Annotated in this window: 11 protein-coding genes and 3 pseudogenes; 8 read left to right on the top strand and 6 right to left on the bottom strand. The window is 33.5% G+C overall.

Features of this window, described 5'->3' with window-relative positions; translation table 11 throughout:
* Positions 1-66: 66 nt before the first annotated feature.
* Together ABH961_RS15580 and ABH961_RS15585 are read right to left on the bottom strand one after the other, a co-directional pair.
* Positions 67-1,497, bottom strand: coding sequence for an IS4 family transposase (locus ABH961_RS15580; protein WP_098078097.1), 1,431 nt, complete (start codon positions 1,495-1,497; stop codon positions 67-69).
* A gap of 128 nt (positions 1,498-1,625) precedes the next feature.
* Positions 1,626-2,798: an MDR family MFS transporter gene (locus ABH961_RS15585; RefSeq protein ID WP_000384374.1), complete on the bottom strand. Its 1,173-nt coding sequence runs from the start codon at positions 2,796-2,798 to the stop codon at positions 1,626-1,628.
* 84 nt (positions 2,799-2,882) lie between these two features.
* Here ABH961_RS15585 and ABH961_RS15590 point away from each other — a divergent pair, with 84 nt between their 5' ends.
* The 4 genes and pseudogenes from ABH961_RS15590 to ABH961_RS15605 form a co-directional block, all read left to right on the top strand.
* A complete protein-coding gene (locus tag ABH961_RS15590; protein WP_048543754.1) occupies positions 2,883-3,695 on the top strand; it encodes a MerR family transcriptional regulator in 813 nt (270 codons plus the stop codon).
* 562 nt (positions 3,696-4,257) lie between these two features.
* A complete protein-coding gene (locus tag ABH961_RS15595) occupies positions 4,258-4,788 on the top strand; it encodes an RNA polymerase sigma factor SigX (protein WP_048543752.1) in 531 nt (176 codons plus the stop codon).
* A 3-nt stretch (positions 4,789-4,791) separates the two neighbouring features.
* Entirely contained in the window at positions 4,792-5,769 is a 978-nt protein-coding gene (locus ABH961_RS15600) for a DUF4179 domain-containing protein (protein WP_048543750.1), read from the top strand.
* A gap of 507 nt (positions 5,770-6,276) precedes the next feature.
* A pseudogene (locus ABH961_RS15605) lies at positions 6,277-6,492 on the top strand (DDE-type integrase/transposase/recombinase); the annotation flags it as partial.
* 128 nt (positions 6,493-6,620) lie between these two features.
* Here ABH961_RS15605 and ABH961_RS15610 read toward each other — a convergent pair.
* Positions 6,621-8,630, bottom strand: a complete 2,010-nt coding sequence (locus ABH961_RS15610) for a serine hydrolase domain-containing protein (protein WP_404519615.1) — start codon at positions 8,628-8,630, stop codon at positions 6,621-6,623.
* Between the two features lie 264 nt (positions 8,631-8,894).
* Between ABH961_RS15610 and ABH961_RS15615 the strand changes: the two are divergent.
* Positions 8,895-9,212: pseudogene (locus tag ABH961_RS15615) on the top strand (response regulator transcription factor); the annotation flags it as partial.
* Positions 9,213-9,438: 226 nt separating this feature from the next.
* Here ABH961_RS15615 and ABH961_RS15620 read toward each other — a convergent pair.
* On the bottom strand, positions 9,439-10,695 hold the full coding sequence (locus tag ABH961_RS15620) for an ATP-binding protein (protein WP_048543742.1): 1,257 nt from the start codon (positions 10,693-10,695) through the stop codon (positions 9,439-9,441).
* Between the two features lie 1,029 nt (positions 10,696-11,724).
* Here ABH961_RS15620 and ABH961_RS15625 point away from each other — a divergent pair.
* Positions 11,725-15,009, top strand: coding sequence for a VaFE repeat-containing surface-anchored protein (locus ABH961_RS15625; RefSeq protein WP_107134940.1), 3,285 nt, complete (start codon positions 11,725-11,727; stop codon positions 15,007-15,009).
* Between the two features lie 511 nt (positions 15,010-15,520).
* Here the strand turns inward: ABH961_RS15625 and ABH961_RS15630 are convergent.
* Positions 15,521-15,775 carry a SunI/YnzG family protein gene (locus ABH961_RS15630; RefSeq protein ID WP_002035246.1) on the bottom strand — a complete coding sequence of 85 codons (255 nt, stop codon included), beginning with the start codon at positions 15,773-15,775 and terminating at the stop codon, positions 15,521-15,523.
* Positions 15,776-16,019: 244 nt separating this feature from the next.
* Here ABH961_RS15630 and ABH961_RS15635 point away from each other — a divergent pair, with 244 nt between their 5' ends.
* Complete coding sequence (locus ABH961_RS15635; protein ID WP_048544249.1) at positions 16,020-16,763, top strand: M15 family metallopeptidase; 744 nt, start codon at positions 16,020-16,022, stop codon at positions 16,761-16,763.
* A 1,371-nt stretch (positions 16,764-18,134) separates the two neighbouring features.
* A pseudogene (locus ABH961_RS15640) lies at positions 18,135-18,411 on the top strand (hypothetical protein).
* Between the two features lie 68 nt (positions 18,412-18,479).
* On the opposite strand, the gene ABH961_RS15645 reads toward ABH961_RS15640, so the two are convergent.
* Positions 18,480-18,686, bottom strand: a complete 207-nt coding sequence (locus ABH961_RS15645; RefSeq protein WP_088110356.1) for a hypothetical protein — start codon at positions 18,684-18,686, stop codon at positions 18,480-18,482.
* Positions 18,687-19,092: the final 406 nt, after the last annotated feature.

The following is a 19,092-nucleotide window of genomic DNA, read 5'->3' on the forward strand; positions in this document are numbered from 1 at the left end:
GGGCAAGTGTAGGTGATTGAAAGATTTGCATACGAAATAAACCCTAACGGGTTTCACTTTTTTGAATTAAGCGGCTTGATTATCAGACATGGTACAATTGTAAACGACACCTAATATATCAAAGACCGTTTTTTTCTCATATCGATGAGATTTCCGCCCGTTTTGCTGTAGGAGATTGAACAGGCGGAGTAACACCTTTGATAGCTCTTGGGTGTTTTTTTGTATAGTTTGGAATAGAAGAAGAAAATAGTCTTTAATCATATATATGGCTTTATACTCACTAAGCTCTCGTTTTTTCTTCATGAGGAGCAATTGGCGCATTTGAAACATGATAGAAGAACAGAGTAGAATGGCAATCAATTGGCCATATAAATGGCACTCCAATCGTTCTGATTTTATCTTTTTACAATGATGGATTTGAAAGAATGACTTCCACGTTTTAAATAAAATTTCGATTTGCCAACGCAAAGAATACCAGTCATGTACCTGTCCCATCGGGACAATATCTGTAGAAGTGTTTGTCATATATACATTGATACCACTGAGTCGTTTACTACGAGGAGAATACTTCATTCCTTTCTTTTTTTCTCTTACAGCTTGATCTTGTAATCGTTTTTGTTGCTGTTGTTTTGTTAATCGATGGACAATTACACGAGCTGACACTTTATCAATCATTCCTACATAAGCATTAGCTATTTCCCATGTTTGTCCTGGCTGAAGGGAGTTCATTACCGTCTCCATATCTAACTGTATATACTCTGTACCTTTCTTAATTCTTCCATCTTGAAAATAATCAGGGTTAGGATTTTTTTGATAAATACGTGTATTCGACTTGATACGAGAAATATAGTAGGCCTCTTGATCTTGTATATATTGAAGGTCTTTTAAATGAAAATAACCTAAATGTCGGATACATAAATCATTCGCTGCCACAGTTGGGGCACACAGAGAGCCGTAAGTGCGATCATGTTGTTTACCTGGACCTGTATGAATATGTAGGAACTGTCCGCTTAACAAATCATACTCAAGCTGAATTTTTATCCCAGCTGTATGGCTGCATCCTCCTGCACCTGGATAAACCGATGAAAATACATCCGGGAGTTGAAATGCAGTTGAATCTAAGATACGAATACGCTTGAAAATAGAAGTATATGGAGAAGAAATTAGCTTAGCTGAAGATAACTTTTGGTTTAGAAGTTTGGCTAAAACTTGTTGTAGAAACTGGACGGCTGCGGCGTTAAATCTTTGATTTAGTCCTTCAGGACTGATGAGTACTTCTGTTGATACTTCTAAACAACTACATAACTGGGTTAAGGAAGTTTTTGCTACACTTTGGCTTAGCCATACGCATAAAGCTACTAACTCTTGTGCTTGATACTTACTTGTTCGCTGTACAAATCCAACATCTCTAGCTAGATTCTGTAAGGTATTTGGGGATAAAAGACTCTTTATCTCCTGTGCAAATAATTGTAAGTCGTCAGATACAGAATTAGACATACAAAAAACGCCATCCTTTCCTATAATTCTACAGTAAGAATAACGTCTTTTTTGCTTAATGAATAGTGTGAAACCTTAGCTTTATGGTAATGTGACCGTACCTCATGTAGTCACAGTTTTTATTTGTATTAAGACATTCGAAATGATTTGCCACGTAAAGCTGCTATGTAGCAAATAATAACTACTAAGCATAGGCTAACCATCACCAAATACAATTGTGGTGCAAAATGGATAATCAACCAGCCACCAAGCACTGGGCCTAAGAAGCCACCTAAGTTTTGAAATTGCATAAAACCAAGATATGTTGCTTTTTGATGCGCGGGTGCAATCATTTCGACTATAGCACTCGTCATTGGGAAAACAAAAATTTCACCAAGTGAGAACACAACCATACCGACAATAAAAAGTGTCCAATTATCAGCGAAGTGGAAGATTAACATACCAAGTGCTAATAGTCCGCCCCCGAAAATAAGACTTGTTTTGATTGCTACTTTTTCGCTTAAAATGCCGAGTGGCAATTGAAGAATTACGATTGTTGCAGCATTAATCACAATTAGAACTGAATATAATGCTACTCCGTCTGCCATAGTTAAATTAAGCAATTGTGGCATTGTTGCCTCTGTTTGCATATATACGAAATTGCAAATAACACTCGCAATAATGAGCAACATAAGTGTGCTATCTTGTAAAAGAACACGCATCAAGTCGCCAATATCTTGCGTAACATTGACCGTATTCTGCTCCTCTATACGTCGTAAAGTGATGACTAAGAAAATCGCATACAATAAGTACATCGTTGCAGTAATAAGGAATGGAAAACTTATTGATGATGCTTTTGAAATGACAATACCGAGCAAAAGGCCGATCACAGCTGATAAATTGATGGCAGTATATCGAATTGAAAATAGGCGACGACGCCTATCTTCGTCAGTATAGTCAATCATCAAAGCTTGTGAAGCTGGTTCAAAAAATGCACGACAGATACCGTTGAGAGCATTGCATAGAACGAATATCCAAACAGAGTTTGCGAATGCAAAGCCATAAAAGACTATACTCCAACAGAACATCGATATGATGATAATTTTTTTTCGGCCAAACCGGTCAGTAAAGAAACCACCGAAGAAGCCACCAAATGTCGCAGTCAATTGTGAAATACCGACTGCTAAACCAATCATAATTGGTGAGGCATGTAAATCATTTTGTAAATAAAGTGCTAAAAATGGTATCGTCATAAAGCTAGCTGTGCGGGCGAAGGTCGTACCACCGAGCAGCTGCCAGACGAGGGGGTGAAAATAATCCATAATAAAAACCTCCTGTATTAACATGCGTTTGCTTATGCTAGTATGAAGTGTGGAGTTAGTCTATAGTCAAGAGGAGTTTTTAACTTGGAGAGAAAAAACCTTAAAACCTTAAGTACAGGAGAATTTGCTAGTTATTTTGGGGTGAAAAAAGACACCTTGTTTTATTATGATAGAATCAATCTTTTTAAACCTGCCGGTAAACTTCCCAATGGTTATCGATATTATACCTACGATCAAATTAATACATTCTCAACACTCCAATCTCTTCGGAAAGTGGGAGTTTCGATTGAGGAACTAAAAGAATATCTTAATTCTCCCAACACTTACAAACTTGTTGAAATGGCAAAACAGCAGACAGTTCTGGTGGAAGAAGAAATTGAGAAATTAATTCAAATTCGTCGTTTCTTTAAGGGTATTATTTCAATGGAAGAAGAAAGAAAAAACGTTGAAGTTGGGAAGGTTTATATCCAAAAGACACAGAAAAAATCTATTTTCTTAAGCGATGTAAATTCGAAAAATAGCATGACCGATTTCGATTGGGTAAAACATTTTAGCAAGCAAATAGGCTTGTTTGTTCCTGCTCCTATTGGATCTGTGATAACAAGAGAGAGCCTGATTCAAGAAAGATATGAGGAGGTAGATCACTTATTTTGTTATAGTGATTTAGAAACAGGTCAATCAAAACCAGGAGGAATTTATGTCATATATTATCACCAAGGATCTTATAAAGATATTGAATCCGCATACCACAATATCACGAAATTTATCAAATCAGAGGGCTATGTTATTGAAGGAAATGCCTATGAAGATTACTTCTACAATCCATTAAGAACTAATAATAAGGAGGAATATCTTACTAAAATTAGTATACAGGTAACAAAGTGTTTAAAGAGTTAAAGCTATAATGTTATCTTTGTTTAGTAAAAATTAAAAATAGGAAAAACAATTGCAGCGAGTACTTTTAAAAAAAGTGATAAAAAGAGAATCGAACTTTATGTTTAGTAGGGCATACCCCATCATCAAGTTGAAATTTTAAAATACCCCCAAAACGAGAAAATTGTACGTTTTAATCTGGAGACGTCAATTTTCTCATTTTCGGGTATTTGCTTTTCTTAGCTTGATGGTGATGGGGTACCGCCACATGTCCATCAACTTAAGAATTCCGAATTACCCCAAAATAAAAAAATGAGCTTTTTTGCTACAAGTTAGCACAAAATTTCGTTCTGGGGGTATTTACTTTTCTTAGCTTGATAGCGATGTGGCGGTACCCCATTAATAGAAAACTACTGCAAGAGTTATAGTTTTATGTTTTCATTTCCCTTTTGGCATTTATCTTTTAATCAGATGAATGCTTTTTTTAGTACATAATAAAAAAATAACCAGAAAAACTGTCACAAAATCCGTTTTTCTGGTTTCTCTATAATACAGGCATCAAATTGAAAGTGAGGTTTAAACTAACATGTTAACCATAAAAAATGAAGAAAGTCATGCTTCTGATATGCCTTTTGAAGATTTATTTAAGCAGTACTATGCTTATGCTGTGAAACAGATTATATGGATTGTTAAAGATCAATCTATCGCTGAAGAGTTAGCACAAGAAGTATTTTTACAATTATATCGTAGCGACTGGAAAGTAATTGAAAACATACCTGGATGGTTGATTAAATCTTCTACTTATGTAGCTTATAACCATTTGCGATCTGAAAAAAGGCAACAAGCGAAGATTGATAAAGAAATACAATACCATGAAGTACAAAATGTTTCATCATTAGACGATGATTGGATAAGAAAAGAGGAAATTACAAAGGTACAAACGATACTAAATAAAATGAATGATCGAGAACGAACCCTTTTACTAATGAAATTCTCTGGTTTTCAATATAAAGAAATTGCAGAAATACTTCAAATTGAAATATCTTCTATTGGAACATTATTGGTCCGAGCCAAAATGAAATTTCGCAAGATTTATAAACAAATGGAGGAGGCATAACAAATGAAATGTTATGATATCGGATTTATTCAAACATATATTGATGGAGAACTTTCTCATGATATAAGAAAGGAATTCACAAAGCACCTAGATACATGTGAAGCATGCCAAGATTTATTAGTAGAAATCAGTAAATTAAATCAATGGGAAAACATAATGCTAGATGAAGAATCTGCAAATTCACCACAAGAAATCAAAATTGATATAGAACAAGCATGGAAAACATTTGAAAGTCGTTCCAAGCTAGACAATGTTTCTAATATAAATCACAAAAAACAACAGAAGAAGGGACTCTTTACAAACATGAGTAAAAAATCAAAACGTTTCATGTATACAGCAGTAGCTGCAGCAGCACTTTTCACAACAGCAATGATTCCACAAGTACAAGTAGCGGCTACAAATGTTGCCTCATATTTTTCTGATGCAATTACAAATGATAAAGTTGTAAATGAAGGAATACAAGATGAAAATGGTGTCACACAAGATATGATGAAGAATGGTAAATATATTCCTATTGATGAAAAAATTACAGATCAAGGTATTACTGTACATTTCAAAGAATTATATATCGCAGATTCACGTATATCAGTTCATTATAGAATGGAAAAAGCTGACGGAAGTTTAGTACCATTTGAATTTGATACATCAGGATTAGAGCTCGAAAGTGATGGTAAAATTAATGGGCAACAAGAGGAAAACCCTGAGATTAAACATGAAGGGAGACTATCATTTATCCATGATTCAGATGACCGTCTTCCTTTTGAACTTATGGCAGCAGGTAAAAAATTAAATGATGTAGGCATTCGTGATAATGATAAACCCGAAGGTGTTGCTACATTTGTTATAGTTACTGGAGGAAAAGACGATTTTAAACAGCCCCTTACTTTAGATGTAAATATAAATAGAATTGGAAAAGTAATTGGGTCTTGGAAAGGTGAAATTCAAATTGATACTTCACATCTGAAAAATAATACTAATTAAAATGAAAAAAAGAATAGAACAATATGTATCTAATGCTCAGTTTATATGTTTTCTTGTTTTCGTTACATTTATTTCTTATATAGTTTTTACTCTATCTTTTATTTATGATTTAAGTTTATAACCTTAAATCAATCATTTAAGACCATTACGAGAAAAACCTCCCTAAAAAAGTAGGAAAATAAATAACCGGTCCCTTAACGTATAAGGAATCGGTTATTTTGTATCTAAAATGTGTCTAAACTTACAATTTTCTTTTTTGATATGGTGCCCCTATAGAGAAAGAATTTTTTCGTTTAGGGGGTACTTCAAAATCTTAACTTGATGGCGATGGGGTCCCGCCAACATAACGCGAATTTCGTACGCTAAGGAACTTTTTATTTAAAAACTTGGTTTTCCGTACATTAAGAGTGTTCCATAAACGGTATTTGATGTTTGATATAAAACTTTGTTTTTGGTCATGAGTTTTTGAACTGAATTTTAAACATATTTCAGTCAGTTTTGATAGACATAAAATACCTTAATAACATTGTAGAGCAAGATCATCGTTTTATTAAAAAGAGAGTTCGTTCAATGTTGGGATTGAAATCTTTTTGTACAGCTAAATCTATTCTTTCAGGAATAGAAGCTATGCATATCATTAAAAAAGGCCAACTTATTTTACGGGACAAGTCTGTCCAAAATGAAATGAAGTTTATTCATCAACTATTCGGAATGGCTACATAAGAATAGATTCCATTAGGAATCTATATACCTCTTTCAAATAGATGCAATCTTTGCACCAGAACCCTTTATCTTTATGCTGATGGGATACCCCCCTAAACATTTGCCATGATTCATGTTTGGGTGAATGCTTATTTCTGTTTAATAGGCAGTGCATAATAGCCAAAAGCCAAATCGAGCAAGGCGCTCGCTTCTTGACGCAGTAACAAATCCTTCGGACGGAAGGTAAAAGATCCGTCAGTATTGATGGTAGTACCAGGGTCTATGATGCCTTGTGAGGCAAGGGATTGAATGGACTGGACCGCCCAGGCATCCGCAGTTTCGAGCAATTTCACATGATTGGTTTGGTCAGGTTGAATCTGCTTCAAGTTTTGAATCATGGTTGCTGCAACTTGTCTGCTAATCGGAGTCGCGCGGTCATATTCTGGTATACCTGCTATACATTGCTTCTTAATCCCTTCGGCTTGACCCGGGAAAATGTTCCATCCATGTGCCAACAACAAGGCATCCGTAAATTCTCCTTGTGTCATCGTACCCATCGGATCGAATAGATTATCCGCTTTAGCATCCATGATGTTTAAAGCATGAAGATTGTCGATATGGCTTCTATAATTACTCTTTTGCGGGACGTCTGCAAAAGGTGGTTTGATATTGATTTTCTGAGATTGAGCAACAATGCCTAGGCCTTTAGGACTGGTGTAATAAAAATATGCGATTTCTCCGGCCGCATTTTTTTGGAAAGCAATCTTATTTCCTTCTGGATCCTCAAACAACAAAGGGTGAATCATTTTCAGGACTTGTTTGCCAGCTGTTTCATCTTCCATGACCAACGTTCCATTCTCATAGGTAAAGTGGGTACGGATCGCAAACGCACGTGTGTTTTGGTACATGCCCAAGTATTTTTGGGATTCTTTTTCCTCTAACGAGAAATATACTGTTTTATCCGCTTTGGGAGCAGGGAAATAATGATCCATGAACGCTTCATACACTTCTCGACTCATCATAGAATCATTATTGTAAGACATGAAGAATGCGGTTTTTTGTTCAGGTATCAAAACCATCAATGAAGAATGTCCTGGCATATTCCCGCCCTTTAATACGACATGTTGACCGTTGGCAAGGTCATTGAAATATGTTTCAAATCCAACTGTCGCAATAGGAATCGTCTTATCTGCGAAAACTTGGTAGGTATGCATCATATCCATGCTTTTTTTACTTGCGATTTCTTTACCTTCAAACTTTCCATTCTGTAGCTGCATAATCATGTACTTTGACATGTCTTCCCCGGTGGACAAAATGCTTCCTTGTGGTCCATCAGTTGGAGCGTGCCCATTTATTGGATGAGGATCGCCAGTGGGACCGTAATGTGTAGCCATTCTTTTGAGAAGGTCAGGTGTAAAGCGCACACTTGTAGACTTCATGCCTAATGGTTTGAAAATATTCTTTTCCATATATCGTGAGAAAGATGTGCCTGTAACATTCTCCACTGCAAATCCTGCGAGTAAAAATGCAAAGTTGTCATACGTATAAGCTTCACCGGGCGGCCGTACCACTGTCGGCATATGTTTAGGTAGAAATTCCCTAATAGATATATTTTGATTTACATATTCAGGCCCGATTAGCGTGGTGATATCGGGCAGGTCTACGCCGCTGGTATAGGTCAACATATCAAACAGGGTGAGGGGTTTTCCTGTTTTATTGGGAATTTTTAATCCACCGAGATATTGTTGTACATCTTGATCTAGTTTAAGCTTTCCTTTATCAACTTGTTGCATCACGGCCAAGGTGGTAAAAGTTTTCGAGACTGAAGCGATTTGAAAGACCGTGTCCTTATTGACGGGAATCTTCTTTTCTTTATCTGCATAACCATACCCTTTATTGATGACGATCTTTCCATCATGAACGACGACAAAACTTGAACCGTTCACATTGTACTTCTTCATTTTTTCTTCGAATAACGGATCAGCAAAAGATTCTACTTCTTTTTTGTTATTAGGTGCCTTCGTCATTTTGATATTGGTTGCAAGTGTCGATGACTTTGATTTTCCAACTTCTAATGATTCTTGTGAACATGCAGAAATCATGCTTGTAGAAGTGAGCAGAATTGTGACGAGCCCCAGTTTATTGATTACTTTTTTCATTTTTGTACACTCCTTTATGAGATTGAAGATTTCTTGTTTGCACAACGAGTTGTCAGCTCGTTAGTGTATGAGCCGAGTGTAGCAAGTAGCAAGTCATAGTAACTAGTGACCTTTCGTCATATTCATGCATGACATAAAAAATAGAGCGGAGTACGGCTAGTTTTATACACACGACCTACAAGTTATGACATTTTGACACTACTGTGTGTGACAGATGAAAAGTTAGAATCGAAGAGCGACTCATAGGGTATTAGCAAAGAAAAGAAAGCTGAATCGATTCGCCTCATCTATCGGGGAGGCACGATGATTGACCAAGATTTGTTCCATAAGATGTGGGATGGAAATGATGAGGAAGAGTCAGTCGAATTGAAGTCAGATGGAAAAGAGTATGGCTTAACGAAACGCGAGTTAGAGGTTTTGAATCTTTTGTCTCAAGGAATCCGTTATAAAACAATTGCTTCGAAACTTTACTTATCAAATGGCACAGTTAGAAATTATGCCTCTACTCTTTATGACAAGCTAGAAGTCAAAAATCGGGAAGAAGCCGTGCAAAAAGCAAGAGATACAGGATTACTCTCGTAAGAGGGAGTGCTCTCGTTTGCTAGGGGTACGTGAATAATTCGGGGTTTCGGGGACCACACCTCAAAAAATGTAATTTGATAGAAATGAAAAGGAAATTGCTACTCTATGTTTCTAACTAACATTTTTGCACCAGGACCATACAAAAAGAGGACGAATAGTTACGTCCTCTTTTTATATGGGTATATTAGCCACAAAATAATATCATTTAAATAAATCTTCTATTATATTAGCAGGGGATAGTGATAGAAAAGTGTGTTCCTTTTCCTAGTTCACTTTCTATCTCTATATCTCCGTTTAATTCTTTAATAATACTGTACGCAATCATAGTACCAAGCCCAGTACCTTTTTCTGTTGTTGAATAAAATGGCAAGGCAATACGTTTTATTTGTTGGGAAGACATTCCTATTCCTGTATCAATGATATCAATTACAATATTATCTTTTATTTTTTGTATATTTATTTGTAATACACCACCATTTTTCATAGCCTCAATTCCATTTTGTATGATGTTGGTTAGACATATTTTTAATTTTTCAGGATTAGCATTTATGTAAAGGGAATCTGTTGTAATATGCTGTTTTATTTCAACATTATATGAAAGCGCGAGTGGTGAAATATTATCTTTCACTTGATTTAATATGTAATTAATATCTAGTTCCTCTTTTATAATATTTTGTGGTTTGGTTAAAGATAAATAGTTATTAATAGTAGATTGTATTTGCTGCATTTCAAGTAACATAATTTCTAAGTACTTATCTTGAGACATCTTAGCACTCACATCTTCATTTAGTAATTGAGTGAATCCACGTACCGTGGTCAGTGGATTATGAATTTCATGCGCGATCGATGCAGCTAGTTCGCTAGCTATATAAAATTTTTCTGCTCTTTGCATTCTTTCTTTTATTTTATATTTCTTGATCATTCCTTCTATTAAATAAACTGATAATAATACTGTGAAAATATTTATGATTATATAATTGAATAAAAATTCAATGAGAGTAGAGTCAATTTTACCACCTGTATCTATTTGCGTTACAATACCGCAGATAGAAAGGGAAGTTGTACATATCAAAATAAGTAGAATACTTAATAATATCTTCTTTTCCTTGAAATAAGTAGGTGACAAGTAACGAAACATGATTGTAATAACAGAAATAATAGTAAAGATAATAAATGATGGGAAGACTCCGCTTCCACCTAAGTAAAATCTATAAGAAAGATATAAAACTCCAATACAAATAATGCTCTTTGTATTTCCATATAGAAAAACTAATATAATGGGAATAAAACGTAAATCATAAATGAACCCAGCGTGTAAATGAAAAGGAAAAGTCATACAAAAAATAATTGCAATGGAGGAAAGTACAGAAATTAATATATTATTACATGCCATTTTTTCTTTATGTTCTAGCCAAAATACTTGGTAACTAAGGATACAAATAATAATAATAAATGTATTTAATAATAGTGTAGGAATTCCCATAGTTTATACCTCTCTGAGAGTTTGTAAGTAGGATTATGTCTGTGTTTAATCTAGGTGTTTGATTTTATTAGATTTTCTATCTTTAAAAAAGAAAAGGAAGGGCACTTGAAAAAGTGCTTTTTTACCATTTATATTAAAATCGATGAGGAAGATAGAATAAAAAGTTACTTTTACTTATGAACAAAAAAATTGAAAGTAGCCCTTGTATAGGTAAAAGATGAAGCAAATTACTGAAATAGTTACGTTTCTCTGGAGTGAATATTCCGAAAAAACATTGTGTATGGCGAAATCCATTTTATAACCTTCGCCATATTAACATGCAACTTATTAAATTACAAAGAAAAAATTAAAAATTATTATTTTTTTGTTATTTTAATTTATTTAAAAACGTAAAAGTATTCAAGAGGTTACCATTGAGATGCTAGGGTACTTAGACCAATATTCGAACTTTGTAATAACGTTGTTACTTTTTTTGCTAATATTCTTAATACTAATTTTAGTATAATTAATTAATCGAAAGTTCTGATAATTATTTACATACCCTTTTTTTATATCATTTTATATTAAATACAATGATATTTATTGTCACATAATAATGCAAATTTCCAGTAAACTAATAGAAAAAATCCTATAAAAACATAATTTACAACCTTTTATATAAACATTGCAGGTGTAAATGCAATAAAATTTCATTATTAATACATATATTCAATCTGAAAATATCTGTTTACATATTAAAATATCTTTGTAGTGGTCCTTCATGCCAAGAATCGTTTCCGTACTCCAACTACCGTTATTCTAGCATTTTACCAAGTTTCTTATTTTGTTAAGGTATCCTAATATCGTTACTTTTTAAAATTATAATATTTAAATATTATAATTTTTAGTGGATGTTGAGAAAATAAATAATTTGTAAAAATAATATAATATTTGTAACTTTATGTCTTATAATATGAAATATCTTCGTTGTGATTATTTTAAATATTTAAATAATACATCAGATTCATTTTATCTAGGGAGGTTTTAAAATTGGGGAGAAGAGTTGTTAAAAGAGTTTTTGCATTATTATCAGTACTAGCATTATTCTTTAATGTGTTTCTACCGAAGGCAAATGCGGAGGTTATGACGCATGAAAAGTATTCAATGAACTGGAGTTATAGCAACAGTTTAGGAAAGGATATCCGAACTGAAATTATTAAAAATTCAAGCGGTCAAATTGCTTATTGTTTAACTCTTGGCTTAAAATCACCAAATGGTGAAGATCTTCCTGAAATGGGAAAAACAGATAATGTAGTATATAGGGTTCTATTAAATGGTTTCCCACAAAAAAGTATAGAACAACTGGGAGTAGCTAATAAGAATGAAGCACATTATGCAACTCAGCTTGCGGTTTGGAATGCATTAGGTCAACTTGATGTAAATGAATTAAAGCATGAAAATAAAAATGTTGAAAAAGCGGCTAAGACAATTATTAATGCTGCAAATACAAGTGAAGATACTCAAGATATTTTTATGAATGTGATTCCTACTGAAAAGCAAAAGGCAGAATTAAAGGGTGAGTTTTTTGAAACAAACCTATACACAGTACAAACAAATGCTAAGAGTGGTTCTTATAAAGTAGTAGCGAAAAATGCACCTAATGGAGTTAAAATTGTTAGTGAAAATGGAGAAGTGAAAGATCAGCTTTCACTTGGGGAAAAATTCCGTATCCAAATTCCTAAAGATATAAAAACAGGTGAATTTAATCTAAGTGTTGCTGCAAATTTAACTAAAGTTCAAGCAATTGCTTATCGCGGTACTGATACTGTTCAGAATGCTACAGTGCTACTAGAAAGAAATGAGGAAAAGCTTAGTAGTGACCTTGCAGTAAATTGGGAAGCTGCTGGTTCTTTAAAAATTAAAAAGGTTGGGGAAAATGGAGAAATATTAGCTGGTGCAGTATTTGAAGTCTTTAATGCAAATAATGAATCAGTTGGAAAAATAACGACGGGTGCTGATGGTACTGCAGAATTAAATAACCTACCAATTGGTACCTACACAGTAAAAGAAATTAAAGCACCAACAGGTTATGTTTCAGGTGATAAACCACAAACTATTGAAGTTAAGACAGGGGAAATAGGAGCTGTTCAAGTAGTAAACAACAAAGTAAAAGGTAACATCGAAATAAAAAAACGTAGTGATTCAGGTAAGATGTTGCCTAATGTTGAATTCACGGTCTTTACTGAAGATGGAAAAGAAGCGAAAAAAGTAGTAACAAAAGAAAATGGAATTGCAAATGTTGATGGTCTTACGTATGGTAAATATTATTTCTTAGAGACGAAAACACCTAATGGATATATTGGAAATAAAACAAAGTATCCTTTTGAAATTAAAGAGCACAATAAAACACTTACTTTTACAGTGGAAAATACAGAAGTGAAAGGTAGTGTGAAATTACTAAAAGTAGATAATGAAGATATCAGTAAAAAATTAGAAGGTGCAGTATTCGAGCTAAAAGATGCAAGCGGGAAAGTAATTGGGGAATATAAGACAGATAAAAATGGTGAAGTTAATGTCAAAGATTTAGCGTATGGTAAATATTCATTTGTAGAAAAGGCTTCTCCAAATGGTTACGTTCTTATTACAGAACCAATTGTGTTCGAAATAAAGGAACACGGAAAAATTATTGAGCTATTAGCAGTTAATCATCGTATCAAAGGTGATCTAGAAATTACAAAAGTTGATGTAGCTGATGGAAACAATAAGCTTCCGAATGCAGAGTTTACTATTTATAATGAAGCAGGAAAAGAAGTAGTTAAAGGGAAAACAGACGATAAAGGTATCGCGAAGTTTGAAAAGTTACCATTTGGAAAATACACATATAAAGAAACTGTTGCACCAAAAGGTTATGTATTGAATGAAGAAATATTCTCTTTTGAGATCAAAGAGAATGGTCACATCATTAAACATATTGTCAAAGATGAAAAGATTCCATCAGTAAAAACAACAGCTACTGATAAAACCGATGGTACAAAAGAAATGCACACTTCTAAGTCTGTAACAATCCAAGATAAAGTGGAATACAAAGACCTACAAGTAGGTAAAGAGTACACTTTAAAAGGTAAATTAATGGATAAAAAGACTAATAAACCATTTGTTGTAAATGGTAAAGAAGTAACTGCTGAAACTAAGTTTACACCAAAAGAAGCAGCTGGTTCTATTACACTAGATTTCACTTTTGATGCAACTGGTTTAGAAGAAAAAGAAGTAGTAGTATTCGAAGAGTTACTGAAAGACGGAAAAGTTGTTACTACACATGCTGATATCAATGATAAAGGTCAAACAGTTAAGTTCGTTAAGCCATCAGTAAAAACAACTGCTACAAACAAAGCTGATGGTGGAAAAGAGATTCATTCAAAGGATTCTATCACAATTCAGGATAAAGTGGAGTACACTAACTTAGTTGTTGGTAAAGAGTACACTGTAAAAGGAAAATTAATGAACAAAGCTATTAACGAACCATTATTAATTGATGGTAAAGAAGTAACAGCTGAGACTAAATTTATTGCAAAAGAAAAGAATGGTTTTGTAACATTAGACTTTACTTTCGTTGGTGCTGAACAGCAAGGAAGAGAAGTAGTTGTGTTTGAAGACGTATTGCATGAAGGTAAAGTAATTGCAACTCACGCTGATATTAACGATGTAGGTCAAACAGTTCGATTTGTAGAGCCTTCTATTAAAACGACAGCTACAAATAAAGCTGATGGTTCTAAAGAGTTAGACGCTTCTAAAACTGTAACAATCCAAGATAAAGTGGAATACAAAGACTTAATCGTGGGTAAAGAGTACGTAGTAAAAGGAAAACTAATGGATAAAGCAACAAAAAAACCATTATTAGTTGATGGTAAAGAAGTAACAGTAGAATCTAAGTTTACTGCAAAAGAGAAAAATGGCTCTATCACACTCGATTTCACATTCAATGCTTCTGCATTACAAGGTAAAGAAGTGGTAGTGTTTGAAGAATTGTATCAAGATAATGTCTTGGTAGCTATTCACGTTGACATCGAAGATAAGGGGCAAACGGTGAAATTTAAAGAAGTAAAACCGGAGCAACCAAAACCGGAACAACCAAAACCAGAACAGCCGCATCAAGATAAAAATACTCCAACTTCAGAACAACCAAAAGAACAACCACAACCTAAGAAAGAAGTTCAATCTAAAATTGGATGGTTACCGCAAACAGGTGCTGACCTTACAAGTTGGATCTCTATGGCTGCAGGAGCATTACTGCTAATTGTTGGTGGAGTAATTTTCTTAAAACGTAAAAATGCATAGAAATTAAAAAATAAGCACATCTGTTTTTACAGGATGTGCTTATTTTTATGTTAGTAATTTAGTTCTATTTACAGTATTTTAATCTATTTGATTATTTTTGAGTTGTTGTAATAATTCCCTGTTTTCTTTTCCTTAGCTTCCAAAGTGTCAGCTTCTAAATTCACTGTGAGACAAAATCCCTTAGCTATTTCAAAAGGTCTCATAGAGAACTGGGGGATATAATGCTCTTTTTTTACAAACTGTGTTTTTTCTGCCGTGATAAAGCAACAAATCCTTTCCTGCTATCATTATAGAGATAATTTTATCAAAAAAAGAGAGCGTTATCTCTTCAATTTAGATAAATGGGACACAAAGTAGAATGGTGTGACAGAAGTGGCTTTGGCCTTACTGAAATGTTAAAGGGAATTTTCATTCATATAGATTGTTTTAAAAAAGGTGCGAAGTCAATTCTATGACTTTGCACCTTCATATTTCACTTGAACTTTGTTTAAGCGCGTTTATCTACTCATTGTTACGCGTGAATTGCGTTTAAAATCGACACTTTGTTTGTAGTAAATAATACATAATTTTGTTTTACAGTTCTAATTAATATACGATCAGTTGTCCCATATGCTGTTCCGATACGGATTGCACTTGGTTCTTCAACACCCGCATAGGTAGCATCTTCGGTAACCTCGATTACATCACGTAATGGAATCGTGACCTCCGCAAATTGCCATGAAATAATTAACTCTTCTTTTGTTTTTTTGACATCAATACCTAGCATTATACCAAGACCTTTCTATAATAGAATGCTACACTTCTTATCCCATTATACAAATTTTTAGATTATTTTTCTACATGTATGAATAGAGCTGATATTTTAAGGGTGTCAAAAGAAAGGGAAGATATACTATCAATCTATTAAGGAATACGTTATGAAGAAAAGTTCACAGGGAATTAATATGGATTTGATATGGTTGAAGTATGATGAATGAGTAACAGTAGGAGTTGCAGGAAGGAAATGAATGATGAGACTTAAATTAGTAGGAACCTTAACTTGTATAGTAGTAATGTTAGGTATCTTTATTATTTACACCAATATATCTATTGGTAAAGAACCATATAAGACAAACCATGAAACTAGTGAAAACTCCATAAATAAAGAAAAAAATAGTAAGCAAAATAGGACTTCAAATAAGATAGCAAGTTCTTTTGCTAGTGTACAGGCTGTAGTTAATAAGGAATATGGTTTACCCGAAGACTATATGCCAGAGGATTTAGTTGTACCAAATGTACCGTTCTCATTTAGTGGAACGGTAGAAAAGAGTCATCTTCGTAAAGAAGCAGCGGAAGCATTAGAAAAACTATTCCTTTTAGCTAAGCAAGATGGGATCCAGTTGAATGCTGTTTCAGGATTTCGTTCCTATGAGTATCAAAAAGGTCTGTATGCCAACAATGTTAAAAAGAAAGGGCAAGAGCATACGGATCGCTTCTCTGCAAAGCCAGGGCATAGCGAACATCAAACAGGGTTAACGATGGATGTTTCTTCTAAAAGTGCGAACAATGAACTAGAGCTATCCTTTGCGAATACGAAGGAAGGAAAATGGCTGAAAGAAAACGCGCATCGTGCAGGGTTTATCATTCGTTATCCTAAGGGGAAGGAAAGTATTACGGGTTATGCATATGAACCTTGGCATATTCGCTATGTAGGAGATATTGCTGAAAATATATATAAGGAAAAACTGACTTTAGAAGAATATATGAATCTGTGAAAATAGAATTGAAGAGTTAAACTGTATTCATTGTTTATGAATGCTACTTTTTCTATTAAAAAGCCTAATTTCTCAATGTTTTGTAGAGAAATTAGGTTTTTTTCATCACTTCATTAGAGTTTTTTAGGCTTTGTTCGTTGTTATACTTCACACAATATTATAAAGGAAATAGAACTTACTGAAGATAACATATGAATGTTTTATAAATGTATCAAAAAAGTGAACAAAATCGTTATTTTGCACAACAAGGTAGTCAGCTTAATGAAATAACTGCTTGTAAAAAAAGAAGCCCTACAGAAAATATTACAGGGCTTCACCAAGTTGAGTTATGTCGTATTCACAAGGGATTTTAACATGATATTTGTGTTGAATAAACTGGTAAATGTGTCCAAGTAATTTGGAGCTATTTTATAAAAAAAGAGAAGCGCTTAATCAGGACGCTCCTCTTAATGCCAATACACAATAACTATCCCATTATACTGTATAAGCGTAAAATATTTAACAACTACCTTCATGGTAAATATTTCATTTTTGTCTTAGTACCTTTAAATCACGAAAAAAGGTTCCGCTGTTTCCAACAGAACCTTTCCTAAAATGGCAAAGAGTAACTCTTACCTTACTCTTTGTTCATATACTACAGGAGTTTTAATGAAAATCCAAGGCTCCTTATATTGAGAAATAAAGAAGAATCATTATAAAAAAATTATCTTTTTTCATAAATAAAAGAGCAGCTAGCAAAAACTAACTGCTCAATACAAGGAGATACAGAGAAAACTAAATGGATTTTGGCATACAGCCTATTAACATTATGGACATAATATTGATTTTTATTCGAAGGAATTCATGTTTTACAAATCAGATTATGATAGTCGATATTCTCCATATTGACCAGAAAAGAACCAAGAATTCTAGTGAAATTCCAAGTGTTCTTTTCCTAGTTTTTTGAAATTCTTTTACTAAATAGCCAATAGCGCTAATTGCTAGAAGAATGAAAAGAATAAGTTCTAGTGTAACTGGCATTTGATCTACTCCTAATCTATTATTTTAATTTATTATATAACGATTATAAGATATTTTTATGGTTAGTGGTGAGAAATTAAACAAAACCATCTCTTTACGAAAAAAGGTCCTGTTGTTTCCAACAGAACCTTTCCTAAAATGGCAAAGAGTAACTCTTACCTTACTCTTTGTTCATATACTACAGGAGTTTTAATAAAAATCCAAGGCTCCTTATATTGAGAAATAAAGAAGAATCATTTAAATTATTTTTGAGTAGAAATGAAAATAGGGGTTTGCCTTAAACATTTATTATTAATCAAGAATATGAGTATAGAAACAGGTCTAAATTCTGTAATGGTGGATGGGATTGTTATGGACATAACTCAAAGTGTGGTAAGAATAGTGGTTAATGAGAAAGACCTTCCGTTCACTTCAGTTCAAACCTCTGCATGGAATCATGGACCTGTAAATGATTTAATCGTTTCGACGAATCAGAGAATGAATGAGCTTTATCAATTCATGTGGTCACAAGTACCAGTTACGATCTCGGTGTATTTTCTTCTAGGGGCGGACTTAATGAGATTCGCTAGGGTCGCTGGAATTAATGAACGTGTAACGGGAGAATATATATCATTTCATTTGGGGATAAGAAGAATTCAAAGTAGCTTAACAGCTGCTTTTTTATTTTGCATAGAAAAAGGAACCATAATAGGCTCCTTAATTTGATTCAGAAGTTGTGTAGTTTTTCTTGATGATATCTTTTATGTTGATAATTAAGGATATAAGGAATTCAGCAGCTAGGATACCGTTTACCCAGTAATATGTATTCCCGGATGTAAATTTATTATAAAAGGAATCGATATTATAATACACTAAGCCTGCTGAAATGACGGTAGAGATTACTAACGTACCAAAACTTTTCATGACACCGTCATACAATTCTGTAATTTTAGGCTTTTAATACAATTATACATTTAAATAAAAAGGTTTACAAAGGAATTACCATAAGGAGGAGTTATAACGATTTTCTTCCAATTGATGGTTTTTATTTTTGAAAAAATAACTATTTTATAAAAAAAAAAAAATTTGACCCCCATAAAATTATTTGTTCCTTCGAATATATGTAAAGTAGAAGAAAATAAATGAAAGAAAAAGCTAAAATTACCAAAAATATAGCGAAGAGTTATTCAAAGATTGCGGCTAAAATAGAAAAGAGCAAGTGGTATTGTAAAAGAAAACAAGAAAGCAGTACAAAATACAGACTTCACTTTAGTACAAGTGGAAAAAATAGTCATATAAAAAATCGGCCTCGAAAAATATGAGTAATAGC

The sequence above is a fragment of the Bacillus sp. RC251 genome (assembly GCF_044908765.1).
Lineage (GTDB): Bacteria > Bacillota > Bacilli > Bacillales > Bacillaceae_G > Bacillus_A > Bacillus_A wiedmannii.